This is a genomic window from Streptococcus sanguinis (assembly GCF_019929145.1).
Taxonomy (GTDB): domain Bacteria; phylum Bacillota; class Bacilli; order Lactobacillales; family Streptococcaceae; genus Streptococcus; species Streptococcus sanguinis_U.
Window position 1 is genome coordinate 44,149 of record NZ_JAHZOW010000006.1, and the last position, 25,896, is coordinate 70,044.

Here is a 25,896-nt window from a genome sequence, read left to right on the forward strand (position 1 = left end):
ATTCGCTTTTTTCTAGGATTTATGGTAAAATGGCGGAATAAGAGGTCTATGATGAAAAAATTTCGTTTTGCCCCAATTCACTTGGCGATGGCGGGTCTAATTTCCTTTATAATCTTAGCCATCTGTCTGAGGCTTTTTGGTGATAGTTTGGCCATGCTAGCTGCTCTCATGCTTGTGCTGGCTCTTTTGATTGTGCTTTTTATCCAGCAACAGAGAGTATCCGAGCTAGATGAGATTGAGCAGATTCATTATGTCAATCATCAAGCAGAAGGAAGCCTCGCTTCCTTGCTGGATAAGATGCCAGTTGGTGTCATTAAAATCAGTGAAGATAATGGTGATGTAGAGTGGTTTAATCCCTATGCAGAACTGATTTTTACAACTGAAGATGGTGATTTTGATGCTGATATGCTCAAGAATATCATGAAGGCTGCTTATTCAGACTCTGGTCATTATGCTACTGTTGGAGACAAGAAATATTCGGTTTACTTGGACCGTGCATCCAGTGTGTTTTATTTTTTTGATGCATCCAATGAATACGAAGCCACCGTTGGTCTGGTAACAACGCGCCCGGTGATCGGGATTATCTCTGTGGATAATTATGATGATTTGGAAGATGTCGTTTCAGACACAGATATCAGTCATATCAATAGCTTTGTGGCCAACTTCGTAGCAGAATTTTCTGAGCAGTTTCACATGTTTTACCGTCGGGTTGGCATGGATCGGTTCTATCTTTTTACGGATTACACAGTGCTGGAACAGCTGATGGAAAATAAATTTTCTATCATTGATCAATTCCGGACGGAAGCTAAAAATCGAGAGCTGTCGCTGACACTCAGTATGGGCTTTTCTTATGGCGATGGCAATCATGATGAAATCGGTCGGGTCGCCCTGCTTAACCTCAACTTAGCTGAAGTTCGGGGTGGGGATCAAGCTGTCGTCAAAGAAAATAATGACAACATGAATCCAATCTTCTTTGGTGGAGGAACGGCGTCAGCTGTTAAGCGCACACGCACCCGTACTCGGGCTATGATGACTGCGATCTCTGATAAGATTAAGAGTGTGGATCAGGTCTTTATAGTCGGACATAAAAATCTGGATATGGATGCCTTGGGGTCTTCTCTTGGTATGCAGCTCTTTGCTAGTAATATCATTGAGAAAGCTTATGTGGTCTATGATCCGTCTCAGATGGCTTCTGACATTGAGCGGTCCATTACAAAGCTCAAGCAGGAAGGGGCTGACTATCTGGTTCCGCTTTCTGAAGCAGTAAATATGGTGACCAATCGTTCGCTCTTGATTATGGTTGACCACTCCAAGATATCTCTGACGCTGTCTAAGGATTTCTTTGATCAATTCAGTCAGATTATCGTAGTCGACCACCATCGTCGTGATGAAGATTTTCCCGAAAATGCTGTGATTGCCTATATCGAAAGTGGGGCTAGCAGTGCCAGTGAGTTGGTAACGGAGCTGATTCAGTTCCAGAATTCTAAAAAGAACCGTCTCAGCAAGATGCAAGCCAGCATTCTCATGGCAGGTATCATGCTTGACACCAAAGGATTTTCATCTCGAGTCACTAGTCGGACTTTTGATGTGGCCAGCTATCTACGAACTCGGGGCAGTGACAGTGTTGTGATTCAGGATATTTCTGCTACGAATTTTGAGGAATATCGTGCGATTAATGAGCTGATTTTAAACGGCAAGAAGATTTTGCCTAATGTCATTGTAGCAGCTGGTCCAGAAGAGAACACTTATGATACAGTTGTCATCAGTAAGGCAGCTGATACCATGCTCTCTATGTCAGGAATTGAAGCCACTTTTGTTGTAAGCAAGAATACCAAAGGCTATGTGTCTATTTCGGCTCGCAGTCGCAGCAAGATCAATGTTCAGCGAATTATGGAAAAGCTGGGAGGTGGCGGTCATTTCAATCTGGCGGCAGCTCAAATTGAAGGCAAAACAGTTTCTGAGGTCCTTCAGTCGCTGAATCAAGAAATTATGGACCAAGTCATTAAAGAGGAAGTAATAATAGACGAGGAGAAAAAAGGATGAAAGTAATTTTTTTAGCAGATGTAAAAGGCAAGGGCAAAAAAGGCGAAATCAAGGAAATGCCGACTGGCTATGCTCAAAATTTTCTGATTAAGAAAAATTTAGCCAAGGAAGCAACAGCGCAGGCTATTGGTGAACTGCGCGGCAAGCAAAAGTCCGAAGAAAAAGCTCACGCAGAACTAGTGGCAGAAGCTCAAGCTATTAAAGCTAAGTTAGCAGAAGAAGATACTCTTGTTGAATTTACTGAAAAAGTTGGTCCGGACGGCCGTACCTTTGGCTCTATTACCAGCAAGAAAATAGCAGAAGAGCTACAGAAGCAGTTTGGCATTAAAATTGACAAGCGCCATATTAAGGTGGACTCACCGATTCGCTCCATTGGTCTGATAGATGTTCCAGTGAAAATTTATCAGGATATAACTGGGGTGATTCGTTTGCGGGTTAAAGAAGGATAATAGTGATTTGAAGGAAGGATTTACCGATGGCAGAGATTGATGAACTCCGAGCTCAGCCTCAGGATATTTTAGCGGAGCAGTCCGTTTTAGGAGCCATTTTCATTGATGAGAGCAAACTGGTCTTTGTTCGTGAGTATATCGAGCCTGCTGACTTCTTTAAGTATGCCAATCGCTTGATTTTCAAGGCTATGATTGACTTGGCTGACCGCGGCGATGCCATTGATGCAACGACTGTTCGCAATATTTTGGACAGCCAGGGTGACTTGCAGAATATCGGCGGTCTCAGCTATTTGGTGGAAGTGGTCAATTCTGTGCCAACCTCTGCCAATGCTGAATACTATGCTAAAATCGTTGCAGAAAAGGCCATTCTAAGGCGGCTGATTTCGCGTCTGACAGAGTCTATCAATCAAGCCTACGATGGTGACCGTCTGTCAGAGGAAATTATTGCCGGAGCTGAAAAAGCTCTGATTGATGTCAGTGAAACTGCCAACCGCAGTGGCTTTAAAAATATCCGTGATGTGCTGAACCTTAATTTTGGCAATCTGGAGGCTCGGTCTCTGCAGACATCAGATATCACTGGGATTGCGACTGGCTACCGTGAGCTGGACAAGATGACGACTGGTCTGCATGAGGAAGAATTAATCATTTTGGCGGCTCGGCCAGCGGTCGGAAAGACGGCCTTTGCCCTTAATATCGCTCAGAATATCGGAACCAAGCTGGATAAGACTGTGGCCATTTTCTCTCTGGAAATGGGGGCGGAAAGCTTGGTGGACCGGATGTTGGCTTCAGAAGGGGTGATTAATTCTCATTCCATTCGTACGGGGCAACTGACAGATGAAGAGTGGCAAAAATATACCATTGCGACAGCTAATCTGGCTAACGCTAGTATCTATATTGATGATACACCAGGGATTCGGATTACAGAGATTCGCTCGCGGGCTCGAAAACTGGCCCAGGAAACGGGCAATTTAGGCCTGGTCTTGATTGACTATTTGCAGCTGATTACAGGAACTGGCCGTGAAAACCGCCAGCAAGAAGTTTCGGAAATTTCCCGGCAGTTGAAAATCTTGGCTAAAGAGCTCAAGGTGCCGGTCATTGCGCTGAGTCAGCTCTCGCGTGGTGTGGAGCAGCGGCAGGATAAGCGACCAGTACTGTCTGATATTCGGGAATCAGGTTCCATTGAGCAGGATGCGGATATCGTTGCCTTCCTTTACCGGGATGATTATTATGATCGGGCTGGTGAGGAGGAAGAAGGCATTCCCAACAACAAGGTTGAAGTCATTATCGAGAAAAACCGGAGTGGAGCGCGTGGTACAGTAGAGTTAATTTTCCAGAAAGAGTATAATAAATTCTCAAGTATTTCCAAAAGAGAGGACGAATAAAGATGAGTGATGCATTTACAGATGTGGCAAAAATGAAAAAAATCAAAGAAGATATCAAGGCGCATGAAGGACAAATCGTTGAGATGACGCTGGAAAACGGTCGTAAGCGCCAAAAAAGCAAGCAAGGCCGTCTGATTGAAGTCTATCCGTCTTTGTTTATCGTGGAATATTCCAATGAAGGCGGTCAGCCAGGGGAAATCTCCAATACCTATGTGGAGTCTTATACTTATTCTGACATTTTGACAGAAAAGAACCTCATCCGTTATTTTGATGAATAGAAAGGCCCAGCGGGTCTTTTTACTTATATTTGAAGCAATTCCTCAGTCAAATCGATGTATATAGAGGATGATAAGCAAAGAAAACAGGTGGTCATCATGATTAAAAATTTAGTTTTTGATTTGGGCAATGTTCTGATTGAATGGAATTCTAAGAAAATCCTGACATATTTTGAACCTGAGAAAGAGCGGCGGCAGGTCCTTAGACAGGCTATTTTTGAGTCAGGTGTCTGGCATAAGACAGACAAAGGAGAGCTGAGTTTGAAAGAAGCCTGTGAGGGAGTCCAGACTCAGCTAGATGCTTCCTATCATTCTGTCGTTAAGAATATCTTTTATCATTGGTATGAGGTTGTGCATGTTTACAGTGGTTTACAGGAAAGAATTCGGCTATGGGCTAATCAGGGCTATCGAATCTATATCTTGTCAACCACTTGTGAGATTTTTTATCATATTGAAAAAGCTGGTTTGTTGCCCATTTACTCACTGTTGTCGGGCTATATCCTTTCCTCAGAGGTAGGTGTCGTCAAGCCAGAAGCAGAGATTTACCAAAAGCTGTTAAAAAAATATAATCTGAATCCAGTAGAATCCGTCTTCATTGATGATATTCAGGCTAACTTAGATACGGCAGCTGAATTGGGCTTTGAAACCATCTTATCCACAAGCGAGACAGAGAATATCAGGGCTATGGAGACTTTGCTGGCTGCGAAAGGAAAGTTTGACTGATTGATGATCGTTTGCTTCACTTATCGTTGAAAAGTAGTGAGTCCAAGCTCCAACCTTGACATTTGCTGATGATTGCGCTATCATAGTCCTATATATGGGAGTCTGTGTACAGTCTGAGAGGAAGTGTAAGCTTCGACCGCACCTGATCTGGGTAATGCCAGCGTAGGAATCATACCGAAAATAGTGGTATTTGTGCGCCTTTTCCATATATGGAAAAGGCCTTTTCTTTTATCATCTTTATCACATTTTGATAATTTAAGAATTGCAGCGCTAAAATGCAGGAAGGGAGGAAAATCGTTATAATGAAAGCACTACAAAGGCTGATGCGGCAGCAAATCGGTCTCTTAGGTATGCTGGGTGTACTTGTCATCTGGCAGGTCATGGGTTGGCTCAAGCTCTTGCCTAAGTTTATCCTGCCGACACCTCTGGAAATCGGTCAGGCCTTTATCAGAGATGCTGGCTTTCTAGCAAGTCATAGCTGGGCGACCTTAAAAGTAGCCTTGCTGGGTTTAGTCTTGGGTGTCATCTTGGCCTGTATATTAGCTGTGTTCATGGACAGCATGAGCTGGCTCAATGATTTAATTTACCCCATGATGGTCGTGGTGCAGACGATTCCGACCATTGCTTTGGCGCCAATCTTGGTTCTCTGGCTGGGTTATGGGATTTTGCCCAAGATTGTGCTCATTATTTTGACGACGACTTTTCCGATTATCGTCAGTATTCTGGATGGTTTTCGGCATTGTGACCCGGATACTCTGACTCTCTTTGAGCTTATGCAGGCCAATCGCTGGCAGATTCTCTGGCATTTTAAGATTCCAGCTAGTATGCCCTATTTCTATGCGGGCTTGCGCGTCAGTGTTTCCTATGCCTTTATCACGACTGTGGTTTCTGAATGGCTGGGCGGTTTCGAAGGCTTGGGTGTTTATATGATTCAGTCCAAGAAACTTTTCCAGTACGATACCATGTTTGCCATTATCATATTGGTTTCGGTCATTAGTCTTCTGGGGATGAAGCTGGTGGCTGTCAGTGAAAAATATGTCATCAAGTGGAAATAGGAGCTCAGCTCTGCTATTTTCCAAATAAAGAAAAGAGGATAATGATGAAAAAAAGTTATAAAGTCTTGTTGGCAGGTTTGGCTGCCGTGTCAATCATTGGCCTAGCGGCCTGCGGTCAGTCGAAATCTACGTCTGAAAGCAAGGATAAAAAGATTGATTTTATCCTAGACTGGTCACCTAACACTAACCATACCGGCCTTTATGTGGCTCAGGAAAAGGGCTACTTCAAGGAAGCAGGCGTGGATGTGGATATCAAGTTGCCGCCTGAAGATAGCAGTTCGGATCTGATTATCAATGGCAAGGCTCCTTTTGGAATTTATTTCCAGGACTCCATGGCTAAAAAACTGGATAAGGGCGCAGAAATCACAGCTGTCGCGGCCATTGTAGAGCATAATACTTCGGGCATTATTTCCAAGAAGTCTGCAGGGATTACTGGACCTAAGGACCTAGCTGGCAAGAAATACGGCACTTGGAATGATCCAGTGGAGCTAGGCATGCTCAAAACTTTGGTTGAAAGCCAAGGCGGCCAGTTTGATGAGGTAGAGAAAGTTCCAAATAACGATTCTAACTCTATCACACCAATTGAAAATGGCTTGTTTGATGCAGCGTGGATTTATCATGGCTGGGACGGCATCATGGCTCAAACTCAGGACATGGACACTAATTTCTTTTATATGAAGGACTATGTCAAGGAGTTTGACTATTATTCTCCAGTGATTATTGCTAATAATGACTATCTGAAGAAGAATCCGGACGAAGCGAAAAAGGTCCTGCAGGCTATCAAGAAGGGTTATCAATATGCCATGGAGCACCCTGAAGAAGCAGCGGATATTTTAATCAAGCATGCGCCAGAGTTGAAAAATAAGCGTGACTTTGTCTTGGCTTCCCAAAAATATCTGTCTGAGCAATATGCATCGGATAAGGACAAGTGGGGTCAGTTTGAGGCTAGTCGCTGGAATGCCTTTTACAAATGGGCCAAGGATAAGGGTATCGTGGACAATGACTTGAGTGACAAGGGATTTAGCAACGATTATATAAAATAATGACAGAAATTAAACTTGAAAATGTAAGCTATGCTTATGATGAGCAGCAGATTTTGAAAGATATCAGTCTACAGGTGGAAGCTGGCCAGGTCGTAGCGATTTTGGGACCAAGTGGAGTCGGGAAAACGACCCTCTTTAATCTGATTGCTGGGATTTTGGAGGTCCAGTCGGGCAGGATTGTCCTAGACGGGCAGGAAAATCCCAAGGGTCGGGTGAGTTATATGCTGCAGAAGGACTTGCTGCTGGAGCACAAGACGGTGTTGGGCAATGTCATCTTACCCCTGCTAATCCGAAAAGTATCCAAAAAGGAAGCGACGGAGCAGGCAACTCAGATTTTGAAGGAGTTCGGGCTCTTTGATGTGGCAGATAAGTATCCACATGAGCTGAGCGGGGGGATGCGGCAGCGCGTGGCTCTGCTGCGGACCTATATGTTCGGTCACAAGCTATTTCTTCTGGACGAGGCCTTTAGTGCTCTGGATGAGCTGACAAAGATGGAGCTACACGCTTGGTATCTGGATATTCACCGTAGGCTGGGTCTGACGACTCTTCTCATTACTCATAGCATCGAGGAAGCTCTGGCTCTCAGTGACCATGTCTATATTCTGAAAAATCGGCCTGGGCAAATCGTGGCAGACCTCCAGCTGACCTGGTCAGACAGCGAGGATAAGGAACTGCAGAAGCTGCAATATAAGCAGGAGATTTTGAGGATTATAGGAGTGTGAAGCAACTGTCGGAATTCTTTTGCTTTCAAGAAACAACTTCAATCAAGCCGTTTGGCTTGATTTTTTGGATGAGCCCCTTTACTTTTGACTTTATTCATGGTACAATAGCCTTTGTGTGAAATAGCAGCAGGAAAGCATGGAGCTCGTCAACAGAACATCAGCTATAAAAGTAGCCTTAGCTGTTTGGGCGAAAATGTTCTGCACGAATCAGGGCTTTCTAAGTGACTATTTCCTCAAAAATATTTTACAGGAGGACATTTTTATGTCACGTTATACAGGACCATCTTGGAAACAAGCTCGTCGTTTGGGTCTTTCTCTTACTGGTACAGGTAAAGAGTTGGCTCGTCGTAACTATGTACCTGGTCAACATGGACCAAACAACCGCAGCAAATTGTCAGAATACGGTTTGCAATTGGCTGAAAAGCAAAAACTTCGTTTCACTTACGGTGTAGGTGAAAAACAATTCCGTAACTTGTTTGTTCAAGCTTCAAAAATCAAAGAAGGAATCCTTGGTTTCAACTTCATGCTTCTCTTGGAGCGTCGCTTGGATAACGTTGTTTACCGTCTTGGTCTTGCGACTACTCGTCGTCAAGCTCGTCAATTCGTAAACCACGGTCACATCCTTGTTGACGGCAAACGCGTTGATATCCCATCATACCGCGTAACTCCAGGTCAAGTGATCTCAGTTCGCGAGAAATCATTGAAAGTTCCAGCAATCCTTGAAGCTGTTGAAGCAACTCTTGGACGTCCAGCATTCGTATCATTCGATGCTGAAAAATTAGAAGGTTCATTGACTCGCCTTCCAGAGCGCGACGAAATAAACCCAGAAATCAACGAAGCACTTATCGTTGAATTCTACAACAAAATGCTTTAATTTGTATTTGTTCAGAAGCCGGGAAACCGGCTTCTTTTTTAATATTCTCAGTGAACTAATAAAGCTGATTTTAACTAAAAAGGTTGACGAAAACTTGAGTTTGCTCAATTTTCTATAACTCTAAGAGCAAGGAAAAGGAGACAGATATTTTTCAGAAATTTAGTGATTTCTTTCTGCTCCTATCTAATCAGGTGAGACACTCTGTAAAGATTTTTTCCAGCTTTTTTACGGAAGATTTGCTGAAATGGTGTATAATGGGGACAAGACACAAACAGAAAATTGTATGAAAGGAGTAGCGATGAAGGTTCTAGTGACAGGAGCGACTGGCTTTCTAGGAAAGTATGTTGTTGAAGAGCTGGCTGAACAAGGCTATCAGGTGCGGGCTTTTGGTCGTAATCTGAAGGCTGGTCGGCAGTTAGAAGGTTCTTCAGTAGAGTTTTTTGCTGGAGATTTTACCAGAGAAGAAGAAATTTTTGCAGCCTGCGAAGGAGTGGATGCAGTGGTGCACGCTGGTGCTCTCTCAACGATTTGGGGACCATGGGAGCAGTTTTATCAGACCAATGTAGTAGGAACCAAGTTGGTTATGGAAGCCTGCCGACATTTTGGAGTGCAACGACTGGTCTATATTTCCTCTCCGAGTGTTTATGCTGCCGCGCGTGACCAACTTGCTATCAAAGAAGAGGCTGCTCCTCAGGAGAATGAGCTGAATTTCTATATCAAAAGCAAGCTCATGGCTGAGCGGATTGTCCGAAGCTATCCTCAAGTTCCATCGGTTATCTTACGTCCTAGAGGGCTTTTTGGTATTGGAGATACCAGTATCTTTCCTAGGATTCTGCGCTTGAGCCAAAAACTGGCGATTCCACTCATCAGAAATGGTCAGCAAATAATGGATATGACCTGTGTGGAAAATGTGGCCTTGGCTGTTCGTCTAGCTTTGGAAATTCCAGAAGCTCAAGGACAAGTTTACAATATTACCAACGGAGAATCCCGTAGTTTCAAGGATATGCTGGATGAAGCTTTAGATGGTTTACAGGTTCGTAAACGTTATATTAAGTTACCTGCTGCTTTTCTAGGTCTTCTGGCACAGGGCTTTGAAAGCTTTTATCGCTTTTTTAACATTGAAAAAGAGCCACCTCTGACTCTTTACACTTATTACTTAATGCGTTACAGTCAAACGCTGGATATATCAGCAGCAGTAAGGGATTTGGGCTATCAACCCAAGTTGACAATCAGTGAAGGGATTGCAAAATATGTCCAACATTATCGAGAAAATTGAGTATCTTCAGCCTGGACGCTGCAGCAGTCACTTGCAGCAGATGTTTAAGGGAGTTGCCAAGAAAAAAATGATTTTTCCAGCTGGTGTTTTCCTCTTGAAGCATCGTGAGAAAGGCTATATTCTCTACGACACTGGCTATTCTCCAGCTATTCTGAAGCCCAATTTTAAATACTGGCTTTATGGTCTGGGAACGCCTGTTGATATGTCAGAAGAGGAGCGTGTAGATCGTCTGCTTGAGCAAAAAGGAATTGCGCCAGAAGATATTTCTTATGTCATCTTGTCGCACTTGCATCCAGATCACATCGGCGGAGCCGCTTTCTTTCCCAAGGCCCGCTTCATTCTGACCAAGACCGTTTTCAAAACGTATCAGCATGCCAAACTGAAGGATTTGATTTTTAAGGAATTTCTTCCGCAGGATTTTGAGAGTCGGTTGGAAGTGGTGGAACCTCAGCAGGTGCAAGCAGCATTCCTCTATCGCAAGACAGTCGACTTGTTTGGGGATGGCAGTATATATCTGGCCTCAGTTGATGGCCATGCTGCTGGTCAAGCTTGTCTCTTTTTGCCAGATTATCATCTGTTTATCGGAGCTGATTTGTGCTGGGGCGTGGATCTGTTGCCGTATACAGAGCAGATGCGTTTCTTGCCGTCACTGATCCAAGATAGCAAGGAAGAATACATGACCGGTGTGGCCTTGCTTCGGCAGTTACTTGCTGTTGGCTATCAGGTGCTAGTCAGTCATGATCCGGCTGAGAGAGCGGAGCAGATTTTGTATGAAACTAGGAACATTTCTAAAAACCTTTAGCGTCATGCGCTGGGGGCATCGATTTAAAGATCGACAGGCCTTGGAATGCTATCAAATCAAGGCTTTAGCAGCCTATCGGGAATTTCTGCAGCAGGAATCACCTTATTTTAAATCAGGTATTCCAGCAGATTTTAAGATGAATAAGGCCTTTATGATGGAGCATTTCAATGAGCTCAATACTCAGGGGCTGGATCGTGATGAGTTACTAGCCTTGGCTCTGGAGAGCGAGCGGACACGTGATTTCAGCCCCATGATAGGAGAAATTGCTGTCGGCCTGTCTTCAGGAACATCTGGTCACCGAGGCTTGTTTGTCACCACTGAAAAGGAGCGCAGTATGTGGGCGGCAGCTATCTTGGCCAAGATGCTGCCTAAAGGCAAACTCTTTGGACATAAAATAGCCTTCTTTCTTCGGGCAGATAACCAACTCTATCAGACTGTCAATTCAGGCTTGATTTCTCTGGAGTATTTTGATACTTTTCAGGGAGCCGAAGAGCACGTAGAGCGCTTGAATGCTTACCAGCCGACAATTTTGGTGGTACCAGCATCAATGCTCTTAGAGCTGTCCAAACAAGTCCAAGTGGGAAATTTGCAGATTGCCCCTAGCAAAGTCGTATCAGTGGCAGAAATTTTGGAAGAGCCGGATCGGCAGAGGATTCAAGCAGGATTTGGTCTGAAAAAGGTAGATCAGGTCTACCAGGCGACCGAGGGCTTTCTAGCTTGCAGCTGTGCCTACGGCAATCTTCATCTAAACGAAGACATTGTCCATGTAGATAAACGCTACTTGGATGATAGACGCTTTTATCCAATAATTACGGATTTCAAGCGGACTTCTCAGCCAATTTTTCAATATGAGCTGAATGATATCTTGGTGGAAAATCCTCAACCTTGCCCCTGCGGTTCGGTCTTTACACGGATTGATAGGATTGAGGGCCGGTCGGATGATATTTTCATGTTTGAAAATGCTGCAGGTCAGTCGGTGGAGGTCTTTCCAGACTTTATCCGCCGTTGTCTGCTCTTAGTTGATGGGATTGGAGAATATCAAGTCGCTCAGAAAAAGGATCGTTCTCTGACCATTGCTATCGAACATCGCAGTCAGCAGCGAGAAGACGAGATTGTCCAGCAGTTTCAAAACTTGGCAAGTGATAAAGACTTTCTTATGCCGGCTATTTCTTTTGAAGGTTATCAGCGGGACAGAAGCCGTAAGTTGAAACGTATCTATCGGGCTTAAGAATGCTCCAAGTGGAAAAACATATGAATCAGAGGCTCAAGTGCTTTGGCAGTTTACCCAACTGTCAAGCAGTCTCAAGTCTGACAAGAAGGAGTTTAATATGACAGCAGTAAAGAATCATATAAAGATTGTTGGTTATGGTACGCATCTACCTAGAAATACCGTGACTTTTAAGGATCAGACTCGATATCGGGTAGTGGAAAATGAAGAAACCCAGCTTTCCATGGCGGTTAAGGCGATTGAAAAAGCCTTAGAGCAAGCGGGCTTGACTATCAAAGACATCGATTGTATCGTGTCAGCTAGTGCAGTGGGCGTTCAGCCTATTCCCTGCACCGCGGCCCTGATTCATGAGTTGGTAGCCAAGGGCTTGTCCATTCCAGCCATGGATATCAATACGACTTGCACCAGCTTTATCTCGGCTTTGAGTCTCATGTCTCATTTGTTGGAGGCTGGTGAGTATCATAGAATCCTCATCGTGTCCAGTGAGGTTGGAAGTTTGGGTCTCAATCCCAATCAGAAGGAAAGTTTTGAGTTGTTCAGTGACGGGGCGGCTGCTTTGATTTTTGAAGCAACAGAGGAAGAGAGAGGTGTCATCTCCAGCCTGCAGCGGACCTGGTCTGAGGGAGCTCATGATACAGAGATTCGCGGTGGTTTGACATCGTTTCAGCCTAAGGAGTATTCAGATGCTACCAAGACTCACTACATGTTTGACATGAATGGTAAGAAGATTCTCTTGCTCTCTGCCAGAAAAATTCCAGAAATGTTTAAAGAATTTAAAGAAAAGAGTGGCCTCAGCCTGTCTGACTTGGATTATATCATTCCACATCAGGCTAGTCGTGCCCTGCCAATGGTCATGCGCAGCTTGGGTATTCCTGATGATAAATACCTTAATATTGTGCAAGACTATGGGAATATGGTGTCAGTAGCAGTGCCTTTTTCTCTCTGCTATGCTCTGGAGCGCAATCTAGTCAAGGAGGGGGACACTATTGCTCTGATGGGAACAGCAGCTGGCATGACAGTTAATATGCTGGCTATGAAACTATAATATAAGAAAAATAGGGTGTACAGAACCAAAAGAGGTTTTGTACACCCTGTTTAATTTTTCAAAATATGAAAATAGCTGGAACCCATTGGGTTCCAGCAACTTCTTACAGCATTTTCAAAAGAAATTCTGCTATTTGTTCAGGACTTTCTTTTTTTCCTCTTGCAATCCACATTTGGCAGACACCAAAGAAGGCGTTGGCGAGAAAAACCCTGCTGTATTCTTTTTCAAAATGATTGTAAACACGTCTACTAAAACGGTCCTGCAGACTATCCGCTAGCATCACCTGCAGCTTATGGCGCAGGAAGTTTTGAATCTCTTTCGTGCCGTTTTCTGTCAAAAGAGCAGCCAAGAGCGGCTCTAGCTGAAGGAACTGAAAGACCTCTGTAATCGCAGTTTGAATATCTTCTTGATTATTCTCAAAAATATATCCCAACTGATGAAAGAGGTTTTGCTGATAACGTTCAATCATATCGTACTTGTCCTTGTAGTGAGTATAAAAACTACTACGGCTGATGCCAGCAGCTTGAGCTAGCTGTACAGTAGTGATATGGTCGAAGGACTGCTTATGCAGTAGTGAAACCATGGCTCTTTCAATAATAGCCTTGGTTTTTCGGCGCTTATTGCTTTCTAACATAAAATCTCCCTTTGAGGCTAAGCCTCAGTCTGCTCTTCAAGCTAATAACTATCATAGCAAACTACTTTTTCTTTTTCTCCACATACCATTATATCAAATGTTTTTCCAGTGGAAAAGAGTTAAATTCCGGAATTAAGCATAGATAGTCAAAATTTTATCTTAATTATGCTTGGTTGACTGGTAAAATAATAAAGCCGAGGCTTTTGTTATGAACATTATTTGAAGTAGAGATAGTCGGGATCAGGAGTGACGTAAAGTAGCTCGCCTTCCTGTGAGAAGATAATAGAAATCTGTTCATTTTTATAAGAGTAAATTGTATAGGTATTTTACAACCTTGATGCTTGAGCAATATCAACTGCACCTGCTAAGAAAGCACGCGCCTGTTCGTTGCTTATTTTTGCTCCTGAACCATCGGCTGACAGCAGTGTTTCACATGGAACCCTATCATCAAGTTAAAAGCTCGATACTTGACTCCATTTACCTCGCTTATCATTCTAATATAATGCTGATTTTCTGTGTACTTACCAGTGGAAAAAATTTTTTATCTACATGATTGAAAGCTTGAATACAGTAGAACCAACTTATTCCGCTTCCTTGCAATCTTTTTAAACAAAATTAGACACGGTGTACAATTTTTAAAGAATAAACTTGTATTAATTTTCGATTGGTGTATAATCAATTTTATCGAAATTTGGACACTGTGTATAATTTTAGGAGGTAGACATGTTAAAAGAATGGAAAGCTATTTTAAAAAAGCCGGCTTTTATCATTGTGATGTTGGGAGTCTCTATGATTCCAGCCTTGTATAACGTTATTTTCTTAAGCTCCATGTGGGATCCATATGGAAAGGTATCGGACTTGCCAGTGGCGGTCGTCAATCAGGATAAAGCTGTAACTGCTAGTGGTAAGACCTTGTCTATAGGCGATGATGTTGTTTCCAGCCTCAAGGAAAATAAAAATCTGGATTTTCACTTTGTCAGTAAAGAAGACGCTCAGGATGGTCTGGAAAAGGGTGATTACTACATGGTTGTGACGCTTCCAAGTGATTTATCTGAACGTGCAGCCAGTATTTTGACCGATAATCCTCAGCAAATGAAGATAAACTATCAAACGTCTAGCGGTCATAGTTTTATTGCTGGTAAGATGAGTGATTCAGCCATGGCTTCTTTGAAGCAGATGGTGGCGCAAAATGTGACGGATACTTATACAAGCGCCTTATTTAAGAATATGGGAGACCTAAAGACTGGCTTGGTGAAGGCATCTGATGGTGCTCAGCAATTAGCATCCGGCAGTCAACAACTAGGTTCAGGCAGTCAGACAATTACAGATAATTTAAGAACTCTGAATCAAGCTACGAGCAAATTATCGTCCGGTGCAGCTCAATTTAACACAGGACTACAGACTTATACTGGGAGTGTTGCACAAGTATCGTCTGGACTGGGTAGTTTGTCAAATGGGATAAACACTTATGCTAATGGTGTAAGTACTGTGGCCGCAGGTGCAAATCAGCTGTCGGGTCGATCCGCAGACTTATTGGGAGGAGTCCAACAGCTCACCCAGTCAGGAGATGGAGTTCAGGCCTTATCAACAGGTGTGACGAATCTGAATACGGGCTTGGCTACATTAAAGTCATCGGTAGATACAACCTTAGCTAACAATCAGCAAAATGTGAATGATTTGGCAACTGGTTTGACACAGTTGAATGCTAGTATTCAAGCTGCAGCAAGTGACTCAGCAGTATCAATAGACAGCATTGAAGCTTCACTGACTAGCATAGCGGCATCCGCTCAGGCCATTATCAATAATAATCAAGACGCCAAGGCCGCAGCTTTGGCAAGTGTCCAAGGGACCAGCGCTTATCAAGGCCTTTCTAGTGAGGCTAAGGCTGAGATTGATGCAGCAGTCGGTGCTAGTCAAGCGGGAAGTGACCAATCTGCTCAGGCGATTTTATCAGAAGTTGATACAATGAGGACCTCTCTTGAAACGATAAAAGGCGCTAGTCAAACAAAACTTAGTCAGTTAGAAGGTGCATCAAATCAAGTTCTGCCACAGGCAGCTAACATGATTAATGGCCTTTATAATGGCTTATCAACAGTGAGTACTAGCCTCGGTTCAGCAAGTGGAGGAGTCAATCAACTAGTCGCAGGTGTAGATACCTTAAATGAAAAATTAACGACTGGCGCAACACAATTGGAACAAGGGGTGACAAGCTATACCAATGCAGTCGGTCAGCTATCTGAGGGGACATCAGCTTTGGCAAGTAAGAATCCTGATTTGCTAGTAAATACAACAAAATTAGCAAACGGGGCAGCACAATTAACAGATAAATCGCCAGAATTGACCTCTAGTTTCGGGAAATTAGCAGATGGAACCAATCAATTAGCGAACGGTACAGAAAAGCTGGCTGATGGCAGCAGTGCTTTAACAGATAATCTCTCCAAACTTACTGTGGCAACGAGCGATTTGTCTAATGGCCTCACGGATGCAGGCGATAAATTGTCGGCTGTTTCAACCAAGGAAGACAATGCAAAAACTCTAGCAGATCCTCTGACGCTGAGCAAGACAGATGAGAATAGGGTAGAAAAAAACGGAATTGGGATGGCGCCATATATGATTTCAGTAGCTTTATTTGTGGCGGCTATTTCAACCAATATCATCTTTAGCACACTTCCATCAGGGGAAGAACCTAAGACGAAACGAGATTGGCTGAAGGCCCGTATAGAGGTAAATGGAGTCATTTCTGTCGTGGCGGGTGTTTTGGTCTATGGTGCTGTGCACTTGATAGGCCTATCTGCTAACCATGAGTGGGCAACCCTTGGTTTGATTGTCCTAGCCAGCATGACCTTTATGGCTCTTGTGACAGCTTTGGTTACTTGGAATAGTAAGCTCGGCGCCTTTGCTTCTCTGATTCTTTTGCTTTTACAACTGGCTTCTAGTGCAGGAACTTATCCATTGGAGCTGACTAGTAAGATTTTCCAAGTTATCAACCCTTGGCTGCCAATGAGCTATTCTGTATCGGGCTTACGCCAAACGATTTCTATGAACGGTCAAATTGGTAGTCAGGTGCTCTTCCTTACTTTTGTTTTAGTTCTTTTCATGGTGCTTGGTACTCTGGTCTATCGAACAGATAAAAAACAGCTAGCTTAGGGCTCGTACTTTTATGAATCTGTAAAAACTTAGATGAAAAGTCTATCTGTAATTCGTTTACTTTTTCTCTCATCAACATCTCCTGAAAAGGGAGATGTTTTGTTTTCTTTAAGTTTTCTTTATCTTTCTTTTAAGTTTTCATCTTTAAAATTGCATTACATTCAAGAAAGATAGAGAGGTGAGAAGCCCATGGCAGAAAAAATTTTTCAACATCATTTTCAGCGCTTTGAAACCAAATACATCATTTCCAAGGAAACCTTGCTGGATCTATTGCTAGAGTTTGAAGGCTATCTGGTGGAGGATGATCGAGCTTATTCGACCATTAACAATCTCTACTACGATACGCCGTCTTATCAGCTCATTCGTGAGTCCTTGGAAAATCCTTGCTTTGACGAGAAAGTTCGCTTGCGAACCTATCAAGAGCATCCGACCGAGGATAGTCAAGTCTTTTTGGAAATCAAGAAAAAGACGGAGAATCTGGTCACCAAACGCCGGCTTGCAGCAGATTTGCTGACAGCAGAAGCCTATCTGGACGGTGATTACAGTCAGCTGACTGACCTTCAGATAGATAAGGAAATGGCCTGGTTGACCCAGCATTTTGGCCATATTCAGCCCATGATGTATATCGGCTACAATCGTTATTCGATGAAGGGGATTGAGGACGAGCGAATTCGGATTACCTTTGATCACGACCTGACCTACCGTCCTTATGATCTGAGTCTCTTAGACGGTCGCCATGGAGATTATCTCCTGCCAGCCAATCATGTCATTATGGAAGTTAAGATTCCAGAAGCTTGTCCGCTATGGCTGAGCGAGATTATGGATCGCTACCAGCTGTCTCCAAGCTCTTTTTCCAAATATGGCTTTGCCTATAAAAAGGCAAACTGTATCAGCAGTAAATAAGATAGATAGGAAAAGAAAAATGAAACAATCAAAATCAACCCTTAAAAAAATTAAATTGATGATTCCACTGGTCTTGATGACAGCAGTGCTAGGAGCATGCAGCTCAAACGCCAGCAGTTCTACAACTTCAAGCAGGACCCAGGCTGCTAATGCTACAAGCACCAGTCAGACCAAGACCAATACTTCTGATTATTTTTCCTCAGAGGACTCAGACGCTTCTTATGATGAGTCTAAGGCGACGACCATCAGCCTAAGTGGCTCCAGTGCTAAGACCTCTGGTGATGGCGCTAGCGTCTCCGGCTCTACTGTGACAATCTCAGAAGCTGGGACCTATGTCGTTTCTGGAACGAGCGAAAATGTGCAGATTGTCGTCAAAGCAGGTAATAGCGACAAGGTTCAAATCGTCCTAAATGGCGTAACCATGAGCGGGACAGACGCAGCTATTCTAGTAGAAAATGCGGGTAAAACAAGCCTGACTCTGGCTGACGGCAGCCAAAACACAATCTCAGACTCATCAAATCACAGTGATACGGATGCAGATGCAGCTATCTATAGTAACTATGACCTGACTCTCAATGGCTCTGGAAGTCTGACAGTTGACGGCAAGTATGAAACAGCGATTAAGTCTGAGCAGACCTTGCGGGTGACAGGTGGCACTTATACGCTCAAGGCAGCTAAGAATGGTCTGTCTGCAGCTTCAGCCATTAATATCAAGGACGCTACTATCGATATCACAGCGACAGAAGATGCTATCCACGCGGACAATGATGAAGATACTTCTCTGGGAAATCTCTATATTCAGTCCGGCACTATCACGATTAATGCAGGTGATGATGGTCTACACGCTAGCAATATTGCTTTGATTGATGGTGGAACGATTACGGTTTCCAAGAGTGTAGAAGCTCTGGAAGGAACCAATGTTACCATTAACGGAGGCAAACTGGATCTTTATGCGACGGATGATGGGATCAATGCAGCTAGTGACGTAACTGGCGCTGATATCTTTATAAAGATTACCGGTGGCGATATCAAGGTCGAGGTCGGTGAAGGTGATACAGACGCTATCGACTCCAACGGCGATGTCATTATGTCAGGAGGAAACTTAGACATTACTTCTACGGTATCTGCCTTTGACTTTGACGGAACGGCTACCTATACTGGCGGTACCATCACGGTCAATGGTGAAAGCCGAACAGAAATCACAGCAGACGGACCTGGCGCTGGTGGACCTGGTGGTGGCGGTGCCCCAGGCGGCCAAGGCGGTTTTGGTGGACGATAAGAAAATAAGGCAGTTCAATTTGAACTGCCTTATTAATTTATGAAAAAGACGGGGATGCAGCTATGTTTCTGCAAAGTAATCTTTTATAGAAGACTTAAGAGAGACGATAAATTTTCTATAGTGAAATCAGGTTTTTCTTCTAGTCGTTGGGGTTGGTAATAAGCACTAAAACCTTGTTTTAACCAGATAGTTGTCATTCCTAGTGCTTTAGCAGGTATGATATCATTGTCTATTCGATCACCAATCATAATAGCTTGTTTAGCAGGGCAATGAGCTTTCTCTAAAGCTAAAGTGAAAATGGCAGGGGAAGGCTTGGCAAGTCCGAGCTCTGCAGAAGAGACAACTAAATCAATCCATTGATATAGTCCCATTTTTTTCAAACGTTCTTTTAGGCCAGGTAGTTGGTTGGCGATGATTCCGATTTTATATCGGTTGTGCAATTCTTTTAAGACCACTTGGGCATCTGGGTATAATTTCTCCAAATTAGAGTTCCAAATGGGACGTTCTAAGTTAAATTCTTTTATTGTCTCCAAGTCTCCCTTTTTGCCTTCTTTAAACAGTTCAACCATACGAGCATAAAAAATATCGTAGTTAATATTTGTCCCTGTAATTGCTCTCCTAATTCTATCTTGATAGGCTTCTTTTTCATCAATCAAAGTAGAGCCAATGTCAAAAAACAACCATTTATGAGCTGACATTTCACTACCTCCACAATAATTATGATATGTCTTACTCATCTATCTTAATCAACATCGTCTCCGTATCCACCGTCACTTGAGCACCGATGGTAATGGTAAAGAGTGGCTGAGTATGAGCAAAGTCCAAGTCATAGAGGACAGGAATTGTCTTTAGAATAGGATGTTTATCCAAGATATAAAGGAGCAGCTCCTCTGTCATCTGACATTCTTTTGGAAAGCGGCCGATGAGAAGGGCCTGTGGGTTAGGATAGGCCTGAAGGAGGGCAGCTAGATTGCGTTCAAACTCCACATATTCATCTTCCTCCGCCTCTTCAACAAAGAGAACATAGTTTTCATCTGTTGGGGCATAGGGTGTTCCACGCAGGAGTGAGAAGGTGGAGAGATTGCCGCCGATAGCAGTGGCTTGGGCTTGCCCGTGGTGATAAACTTTCCACTCCGTCTTATGAAAGGTCAGTGGGGCATGAGGCAGATACCAAGCATTGTCGCCCCATTTTTCACTAGGAGTCAGCTCGTAAGAAGTCTGGCTGACGGCCTTGAGCCAGCTCTCGGTCTGATAGTCCTGCAGGGCATCCATTTTAAAGCTGGAGTAGGACGGTCCCATGTAGGTTTTCATGCCGGTCTTACTATAGATCGCGTTGAGCAAGGCTGTTGTGTCTGAGTAGCCGCAGAAAATCTTAGGATTTCTAGCAATCAACTCAAAGTCCAGATAGGGCAGGAGCTCATTGCAGTTAAAACCTCCGATGGTGGCCAGAATAGCATCAACGGAATCATCCGAAAAGGCAGCATGGATGTCTGCCACCCGGCTTTCGATGGAGGCAGAGCCTAACATATCATTTTCCAGATAATGCTCCGAAAAAGACACGATAAAACCCAGCTTTTCCAAGCGCTCCTTGGCGGCTAGATTGGCCTCAAAGCCACCGATGTGTTCGATGGACGCCGAGGGGCTGACGACCCGAATGTGCATACCAGGTGTGAGTTTTTTCATAGGGACCTCCTTGTGATAAATTTTTATAGAATATCATAGCACAAAGGCCAAGACCTGTAAAGCAAACTTAGGTCAGTGCGGGAATTTTTATCAAAAAAAGGGAGCCGCTGAAGACTCCCTGATTGTATATATTCTTTTCTATGATTTATTCGCTGAGCTTAATGCTACCGCTTTGGGCGCTGGCAGTAAGTGTAGTTGTCGGATTTTCGACTTTACGGATGGCAGAGTCGCCAACATCATCGCCTTTGGTGTGCTCTACATTCATACCACTAGGGATGTCAATTTCACCTAGATTCGTTTTCAGATCAAAGGATAGCTGCGACAAACTGCCAGAAACCAGATGCAGATTAATATCGCCCAATTGGCCAGTGATAGAGATTGTATCAGCTAATTCCAACTGTTCAGAGTTCAGTGAGCCGCTTGAGATTTTCAGAGTGCTGTCGGAGATTTTGCTTGAGTTTAGGTTGACATCTCCTAGAGAGTTTGCTATTTCGCCCGATGCGAACTGGCTGTTGCTCAGAGTGATGGTACCCGAAGAATCAATGATTTTTCCAGAGCTAATCTGACTGTTATTAAGGGTAATGTCTCCCTGAGAGTTCTTAAATTTACCAGATGCGAATTGGCTATCATTTACAGTCAACGAGCCATTGGATAGAGAGAAGTCAGCATTTTTGGCTGATAGATTGGACAGCGTAACATCTCCTAATGACGAACTGCCGCTGAATGTCTCAAGCTTGGTCCCCTTGGGCAGGGAAAGCTCCACAGTACGCTTCTCCTGAGATTCTTGGTCAAATAAGCTGAGTAAGGAGCGGATGCCAGTGCTTATGTGGAAGGAGCGGATGTCAGTGCTTATGTGGAAGGAGTCTGCACCATCTTCCTTGATGTTTAAGTTTCCGTTTTCAGAACTTGTTGTTATTTTTCCAAGCATGCTGCCGCCAATCTGATAGTTGCCGTCTCTTTGGTAATAGGTCAAGTGAGCCTTGTCATCAGGAGATTCGCTGATGACGAGGTTTCTAGCTGCTAAGTTGATATTTAGGGAAGAAAGATCAGAGAAACTTTCTTCTTTTTTCGTTAGTTTTACCTTGCTTTTGGTAGAATTGACCAAGTCATTGACACCGCCTGTAATGGAGCCGATAGTTGTCAGGGCTCCACCAAAGAGGCAGGCTAAAATAGCTGCAGATAAAAGAGGTTTTTTCAATTTGATGTTAGCCATGACGTGTTCCTTTCTTTGCGAAAAGTTGAGCTAGTTTGACAAAGCCAGCCTTGCCAAACTGAGTAACAGGAGAAATGCCTGCGTAGAAGATGCCGGACAGTCCCAGAACTAGAACACTGAGCCCCAGAGTGAACAGGAAGGCCGGGATCGATGTTGTCAGTCCCACTGTCAAAGTGTCCCAGATCAGGCTGATGCCAAAAATAAAGAAGGCAAAGGCACCTATAGCCATGACTAGAGCAAAGATAAAGACGAAGAGGAAGAAAACGAAAGTCAAAAGAGCTGCTACTATAAAGAGCGGAATAGCCAAGGGTGCTGCCAAAATGGATAGGATAGCAATCTGGACGATGTTCTTAGTGTTTTTTGATGAACTGCTGTCTTGATTATCTTCCTCGACTTTTTTGTCCAAAAGATTCAACATAATCTCGTGGGCCGCTTCCTTAGGGCTGCCTAAATCAGCAATAGCAGCTGCCTCCCCCTCTGGACCTACCTCGTCGAAGTACTCAGTGAAGTAATCCATAGTTTCTTCATAGTCCTTGCGTGGCAGTTTTTTCAGATATTTTTCTAGCTCAGCTAGATACTCGGTTCTTGTCATGACGGATGCTCCCTTCTATAATACCGCTGATGGTCGTGGTATAGGTTTGCCACTCTTCTTTTAGAGTGAGTAGATGTTCATGCCCGTAGGCAGTGAGTGAATAGTATTTTCGTTTTCGTCCTTGGTACTCCTGCGAATAAGTCGTGAGGCAGTCATTTTGCTCCAGCTTCTTCAGAATAGGGTAAAGTGTTGATTCTTTGATATTGGCAATCAGCTTGATCGTCTGGCTGATTTCATAACCGTAGGAATCGTCTTTTTCAAGGATGGCTAAGATGAGAAACTCAATCAAAGCCGATGATGTGGGGAAAGACATAGGACCACCTCCTTGTGTAAAATATTTATATATAATCTTTCTATATATAGTCTACAACCTCTTAGGAAAAAAGTCAAGCAAAATATATAAAATTTTTATATATTTTTTGAAAAAGTCTTTTAATGGCTGTTTATAAGGCACATCAAAGTACCTTTCTTCCTTACAAGAACTTTACATCTTCCTTAGCTTTTGTGTTGAAAACATCTTCCATAAAATGGTAAAATGGTGTAAGTCTAACTAAAAATATAAGAGAGATCAATGAAAAAACATCAAACCCTATATAAATTTTTGGGCCAAACCCTACTATATTTTGTTATCTTTCTGGCCTTGCTTTATTTCTTTAGCTATCTAGGTCAGGGTCAGGGTGGCTTTATCTATAATGAATTTTAATGTGAGAGAGTAGGAAACAATGTCAAATAAAGTGATACATGATATGATTGAAGCGATTGAGCATTTTGCTCAGGTGCAGCCGGATTTTCCGGTCTATGATATTTTAGGTCAAGTTCATACTTATGGTGATTTAAAGAAGGATTCCGATTCACTGGCGGCTCAGATTGACCGTCTGGGACTTCCTGACAAGTCTCCGGTTGTGGTCTTTGGCGGTCAGGAATACGAAATGCTGGCTACTTTTGTGGCCTTGACCAAGTCTGGTCATGCCTACATCCCTATCGACAGTCATTCAGCCTTGGAGCGCGTGGCAGCGATTGTGGAAGTTGCTGAGCCAAGCTTGATTATTGCCATCAATGATTTTCCGCTGGCAGATGTAGCTGCTCCTATTTTCAGTGCGGAGCAAGTTCAGACAGCCTTCAGAGAGGGAGCGTCCTATGAGCTTAGCCATCCGGTGCAGGGAGATGACAACTATTACATCATTTTCACATCGGGAACGACTGGCAAACCTAAGGGAGTGCAGATTTCCCACAATAATTTGCTCAGCTTTACGAATTGGATGATTACGGATAAGGAGTTTGCGACTCCGAAGCGTCCTCAAATGTTGGCTCAGCCTCCATATTCTTTTGACTTGTCAGTCATGTATTGGGCGCCGACTTTGGCCTTGGGAGGGACTCTTTTTGCCCTGCCTTCGGCTGTGACTCAGGATTTCAAGCAGCTGTTTGAGACGATTCTTAGTCTGCCTATTGCTATCTGGACTTCGACGCCTTCCTTCGCGGATATGGCCTTGCTGTCGGATGACTTTAACAGCCAGAAGCTGCCTCAGCTGACGCATTTCTACTTTGACGGCGAGGAGTTGACGGTCAAGACAGCTCAGAAGCTTCGCGATCGCTTCCCTCAAGCTCGCATTATCAATGCTTACGGTCCGACTGAGGCAACAGTGGCCCTGTCTGCGGTAGCAGTGACAGACGAGATGCTGCAAAATTGCAAGCGCCTGCCGATTGGCTATACCAAGGCGGACTCTCCGACCTTTGTCATTGACGAAGAAGGACAGAAAGTACCGAATGGCCAGCAAGGAGAAATCATCGTCTGCGGTCCAGCCGTATCCAAGGGCTATCTGAATAATCCTGAGAAGACAGCGGAGGCCTTCTTTGAATTTGAAGGTCTGCCAGCCTATCATACAGGAGATGTCGGCTCAATGACAGATGAAGGCCTGCTGCTTTACGGCGGCCGGATGGATTTCCAGATCAAGTTTAATGGTTTCCGTATTGAGCTGGAGGATGTATCTCAGAACCTGAACAAATCGAAATACGTTGAGTCTGCAGTGGCTGTGCCCCGCTACAATAAGGACCACAAGGTCCAAAATCTGCTGGCCTATGTCATTCTCAAAGACGGTGTGGCTGAGCAGTTTGAGCGGGAAATCGATATTACCAAGGCAATCAAGGAAGATCTGCAGGATATTATGATGTCCTACATGATGCCGTCCAAGTTCCTCTATCGAGAAACCCTGCCTTTGACCCCGAATGGCAAGATTGACATTAAGGGGCTGATTAGCGAGGTCAATAAGCGATGATGGATTTCTTGAAACAGCTGCCTCACTTGGAACCCTACGGCAATCCAATTTACTTTGTCTATATCGTTCTGGCAGTTCTGCCAATCTTTGTCGGACTTTTCTTTAAGAAACGCCTTCCCCTTTATGAAGCCTTGGTCAGCTTGGTCTTTATCGTCCTGATGTTGACAGGTCCCAGTCTGGCGCAGCTTTGTGCTTTGTTAGGCTATGTCATTTGGCAGATAGTCTGGGTTTATTCATACAAGCTCTATCGCCAGTCGCGGGACAGCAAGTGGATATTTTATCTGCATACCTTGCTGGCGGTTCTGCCGCTTGTGCTTGTCAAGGTAGAGCCCGCAATCAGCGGTCATCAGTCTCTCTTTGGCTTTTTGGGAATTTCCTATCTGACCTTTCGTTCGGTAGGAATGATGATTGAGATGCGGGATGGGGTTCTGACAGAATTCACACTCTGGGAGTTCCTACGTTTCCTGCTCTTCATGCCGACCTTTTCGAGTGGTCCCATTGATCGTTTCAAACGTTTCAATGAAGACTATTTGAACATTCCTGAGCGCGATGAGCTGCTGGATATGCTGGAGCAGTCTGTTAAGTATATCATGCTAGGCTTCCTTTATAAGTTTATCCTGGCACATATCTTTGGGCATCTCTTGCTGGGGCATGTCAAGACCTACGCTCTCTATACCGGCGGTTTCTTTAATCTAGGAACTCTGGGCGTTATGTATGTCTTTGGTCTGGATCTCTTCTTTGACTTTGCCGGTTATTCGATGTTTGCGCTAGCTATTTCCAATCTCATGGGAATCAAGAGCCCTATCAACTTTGATAAGCCTTTTCTCTCACGAGATTTGAAAGAATTTTGGAATCGCTGGCACATGAGTCTGTCCTTTTGGTTCCGTGACTTTGTCTTTATGCGGCTGGTCATGGTCCTGATGCGCAATAAGGTCTTTAAAAACCGCAATACGACCTCTAGTGTGGCCTATCTGATTAACATGCTGATAATGGGCTTCTGGCATGGTGTGACCTGGTACTATATCGCCTACGGTCTCTTTCATGGAGCTGGTCTGGTCGTCAATGATGCCTGGCTGCGCAAGAAGAAAACTTTAAACAAAGAGCGCAAGGCTAAGGGGCTTCCGCCTCTGCCAGACAATAAATGGACCCAAGCTTTGGGGATTGTGGTGACCTTTCACGCAGTCATGTTCTCATTTTTGATCTTTTCGGGATTTTTAAATGAGCTTTGGTTTAAAAAATAAAAATGAATGAGGAA

At 43.9% G+C, this 25,896-nt stretch carries 25 protein-coding genes; 19 read left to right on the forward strand and 6 right to left on the reverse strand.

The genetic code is table 11. The features are described 5' to 3' along the window. Window positions 1-51 precede the first annotated feature (51 nt). The 13 genes from K1I94_RS10410 (at window position 52) to K1I94_RS10470 (ending at window position 12,917) form a co-directional block, all read left to right on the forward strand. Window positions 52-2,043 carry a GGDEF domain-containing protein gene (locus K1I94_RS10410; protein ID WP_457654770.1) on the forward strand — a complete coding sequence of 664 codons (1,992 nt, stop codon included), beginning with the start codon at window positions 52-54 and terminating at the stop codon, window positions 2,041-2,043. Then, window positions 2,040-2,492 (forward strand): 50S ribosomal protein L9, encoded by a 453-nt coding sequence (gene rplI, locus K1I94_RS10415; RefSeq protein WP_002899398.1) that lies wholly within the window; start codon window positions 2,040-2,042, stop codon window positions 2,490-2,492. Before K1I94_RS10410 ends, rplI begins: the two co-directional genes overlap by 4 nt. Before the next feature lie 26 nt (window positions 2,493-2,518). Then, on the forward strand, window positions 2,519-3,874 hold the full coding sequence (gene dnaB / locus K1I94_RS10420) for a replicative DNA helicase (RefSeq protein ID WP_002894241.1): 1,356 nt from the start codon (window positions 2,519-2,521) through the stop codon (window positions 3,872-3,874). Window positions 3,875-3,876: 2 nt separating this feature from the next. Continuing rightward, complete coding sequence (locus tag K1I94_RS10425) at window positions 3,877-4,152, forward strand: Veg family protein (RefSeq protein WP_002894239.1); 276 nt, start codon at window positions 3,877-3,879, stop codon at window positions 4,150-4,152. Between the two features lie 96 nt (window positions 4,153-4,248). Then, complete coding sequence (locus K1I94_RS10430; protein ID WP_223315267.1) at window positions 4,249-4,872, forward strand: HAD family hydrolase; 624 nt, start codon at window positions 4,249-4,251, stop codon at window positions 4,870-4,872. A 275-nt stretch (window positions 4,873-5,147) separates the two neighbouring features. Next, the gene (locus tag K1I94_RS10435) at window positions 5,148-5,927 is read left to right on the forward strand and encodes an ABC transporter permease (protein WP_223315268.1); all 780 of its coding nucleotides are present in this window, start codon (window positions 5,148-5,150) and stop codon (window positions 5,925-5,927) included. 44 nt (window positions 5,928-5,971) lie between these two features. Then, on the forward strand, window positions 5,972-6,970 hold the full coding sequence (locus tag K1I94_RS10440) for an ABC transporter substrate-binding protein (RefSeq protein ID WP_223315269.1): 999 nt from the start codon (window positions 5,972-5,974) through the stop codon (window positions 6,968-6,970). Beyond that, window positions 6,970-7,692, forward strand: coding sequence for an ABC transporter ATP-binding protein (locus K1I94_RS10445; RefSeq protein WP_223315270.1), 723 nt, complete (start codon window positions 6,970-6,972; stop codon window positions 7,690-7,692). The genes K1I94_RS10440 and K1I94_RS10445 overlap by 1 nt, the downstream gene beginning before the upstream one ends. A 262-nt stretch (window positions 7,693-7,954) precedes the next feature. Continuing rightward, window positions 7,955-8,566 carry a 30S ribosomal protein S4 gene (gene rpsD / locus K1I94_RS10450; RefSeq protein ID WP_002899562.1) on the forward strand — a complete coding sequence of 204 codons (612 nt, stop codon included), beginning with the start codon at window positions 7,955-7,957 and terminating at the stop codon, window positions 8,564-8,566. A gap of 244 nt (window positions 8,567-8,810) precedes the next feature. Continuing rightward, entirely contained in the window at window positions 8,811-9,842 is a 1,032-nt protein-coding gene (locus K1I94_RS10455; RefSeq protein WP_223315271.1) for an NAD-dependent epimerase/dehydratase family protein, read from the forward strand. After that, complete coding sequence (locus K1I94_RS10460) at window positions 9,817-10,644, forward strand: MBL fold metallo-hydrolase (RefSeq protein WP_223315272.1); 828 nt, start codon at window positions 9,817-9,819, stop codon at window positions 10,642-10,644. The genes K1I94_RS10455 and K1I94_RS10460 overlap by 26 nt, the downstream gene beginning before the upstream one ends. After that, window positions 10,613-11,872, forward strand: coding sequence for a F390 synthetase-related protein (locus K1I94_RS10465; protein WP_223315273.1), 1,260 nt, complete (start codon window positions 10,613-10,615; stop codon window positions 11,870-11,872). Before K1I94_RS10460 ends, K1I94_RS10465 begins: the two co-directional genes overlap by 32 nt. A gap of 40 nt (window positions 11,873-11,912) precedes the next feature. Then, the gene (locus K1I94_RS10470) at window positions 11,913-12,917 is read left to right on the forward strand and encodes a 3-oxoacyl-[acyl-carrier-protein] synthase III C-terminal domain-containing protein (RefSeq protein WP_168956591.1); all 1,005 of its coding nucleotides are present in this window, start codon (window positions 11,913-11,915) and stop codon (window positions 12,915-12,917) included. Window positions 12,918-13,020: 103 nt separating this feature from the next. On the opposite strand, the gene K1I94_RS10475 is transcribed toward K1I94_RS10470, so the two are convergent. Continuing rightward, window positions 13,021-13,551: a TetR/AcrR family transcriptional regulator gene (locus tag K1I94_RS10475; protein WP_002899570.1), complete on the reverse strand. Its 531-nt coding sequence runs from the start codon at window positions 13,549-13,551 to the stop codon at window positions 13,021-13,023. A gap of 723 nt (window positions 13,552-14,274) precedes the next feature. On the opposite strand from K1I94_RS10475, the gene K1I94_RS10480 reads away from it, so the two are divergent. From K1I94_RS10480 to K1I94_RS10490, 3 genes are all read left to right on the forward strand, one after another. Next, window positions 14,275-16,698: a YhgE/Pip domain-containing protein gene (locus K1I94_RS10480; RefSeq protein WP_223315274.1), complete on the forward strand. Its 2,424-nt coding sequence runs from the start codon at window positions 14,275-14,277 to the stop codon at window positions 16,696-16,698. Window positions 16,699-16,887: 189 nt separating this feature from the next. Further along, window positions 16,888-17,601 carry a polyphosphate polymerase domain-containing protein gene (locus tag K1I94_RS10485; protein WP_223315275.1) on the forward strand — a complete coding sequence of 238 codons (714 nt, stop codon included), beginning with the start codon at window positions 16,888-16,890 and terminating at the stop codon, window positions 17,599-17,601. Between the two features lie 19 nt (window positions 17,602-17,620). Continuing rightward, window positions 17,621-18,880 carry a carbohydrate-binding domain-containing protein gene (locus tag K1I94_RS10490; protein ID WP_223315276.1) on the forward strand — a complete coding sequence of 420 codons (1,260 nt, stop codon included), beginning with the start codon at window positions 17,621-17,623 and terminating at the stop codon, window positions 18,878-18,880. An 83-nt stretch (window positions 18,881-18,963) separates the two neighbouring features. On the opposite strand, the gene K1I94_RS10495 is transcribed toward K1I94_RS10490, so the two are convergent. The 5 genes from K1I94_RS10495 to K1I94_RS10515 all read right to left on the reverse strand — a co-directional run bounded on the left by K1I94_RS10495 (window position 18,964) and on the right by K1I94_RS10515 (window position 22,681). After that, entirely contained in the window at window positions 18,964-19,617 is a 654-nt protein-coding gene (locus tag K1I94_RS10495) for an HAD family hydrolase (protein WP_223315277.1), read from the reverse strand. Next, entirely contained in the window at window positions 19,610-20,563 is a 954-nt protein-coding gene (locus K1I94_RS10500) for a S66 family peptidase (protein WP_223315278.1), read from the reverse strand. Before K1I94_RS10500 ends, K1I94_RS10495 begins: the two co-directional genes overlap by 8 nt. 145 nt (window positions 20,564-20,708) lie before the next feature. Further along, window positions 20,709-21,776: a DUF4097 family beta strand repeat-containing protein gene (locus K1I94_RS10505; RefSeq protein WP_223315279.1), complete on the reverse strand. Its 1,068-nt coding sequence runs from the start codon at window positions 21,774-21,776 to the stop codon at window positions 20,709-20,711. Then, window positions 21,769-22,368: a DUF1700 domain-containing protein gene (locus K1I94_RS10510; protein WP_125348562.1), complete on the reverse strand. Its 600-nt coding sequence runs from the start codon at window positions 22,366-22,368 to the stop codon at window positions 21,769-21,771. Before K1I94_RS10510 ends, K1I94_RS10505 begins: the two co-directional genes overlap by 8 nt. Further along, window positions 22,343-22,681 carry a PadR family transcriptional regulator gene (locus tag K1I94_RS10515; RefSeq protein WP_002913906.1) on the reverse strand — a complete coding sequence of 113 codons (339 nt, stop codon included), beginning with the start codon at window positions 22,679-22,681 and terminating at the stop codon, window positions 22,343-22,345. The genes K1I94_RS10510 and K1I94_RS10515 overlap by 26 nt, the downstream gene beginning before the upstream one ends. A 258-nt stretch (window positions 22,682-22,939) precedes the next feature. Between K1I94_RS10515 and K1I94_RS10520 the strand changes: the two genes are divergently transcribed. Genes K1I94_RS10520 through dltB form a run of 3 tightly spaced genes read left to right on the forward strand, consistent with a single transcriptional unit; the run spans window position 22,940 to window position 25,882 of the window. After that, a complete protein-coding gene (locus K1I94_RS10520; protein WP_002894209.1) occupies window positions 22,940-23,071 on the forward strand; it encodes a teichoic acid D-Ala incorporation-associated protein DltX in 132 nt (43 codons plus the stop codon). A gap of 19 nt (window positions 23,072-23,090) precedes the next feature. Continuing rightward, entirely contained in the window at window positions 23,091-24,641 is a 1,551-nt protein-coding gene (dltA, locus tag K1I94_RS10525; RefSeq protein ID WP_223315280.1) for a D-alanine--poly(phosphoribitol) ligase subunit DltA, read from the forward strand. After that, window positions 24,638-25,882, forward strand: a complete 1,245-nt coding sequence (gene dltB, locus K1I94_RS10530; protein WP_223315281.1) for a D-alanyl-lipoteichoic acid biosynthesis protein DltB — start codon at window positions 24,638-24,640, stop codon at window positions 25,880-25,882. Before dltA ends, dltB begins: the two co-directional genes overlap by 4 nt. The last annotated feature ends 14 nt before the right edge of the window (window positions 25,883-25,896 follow it).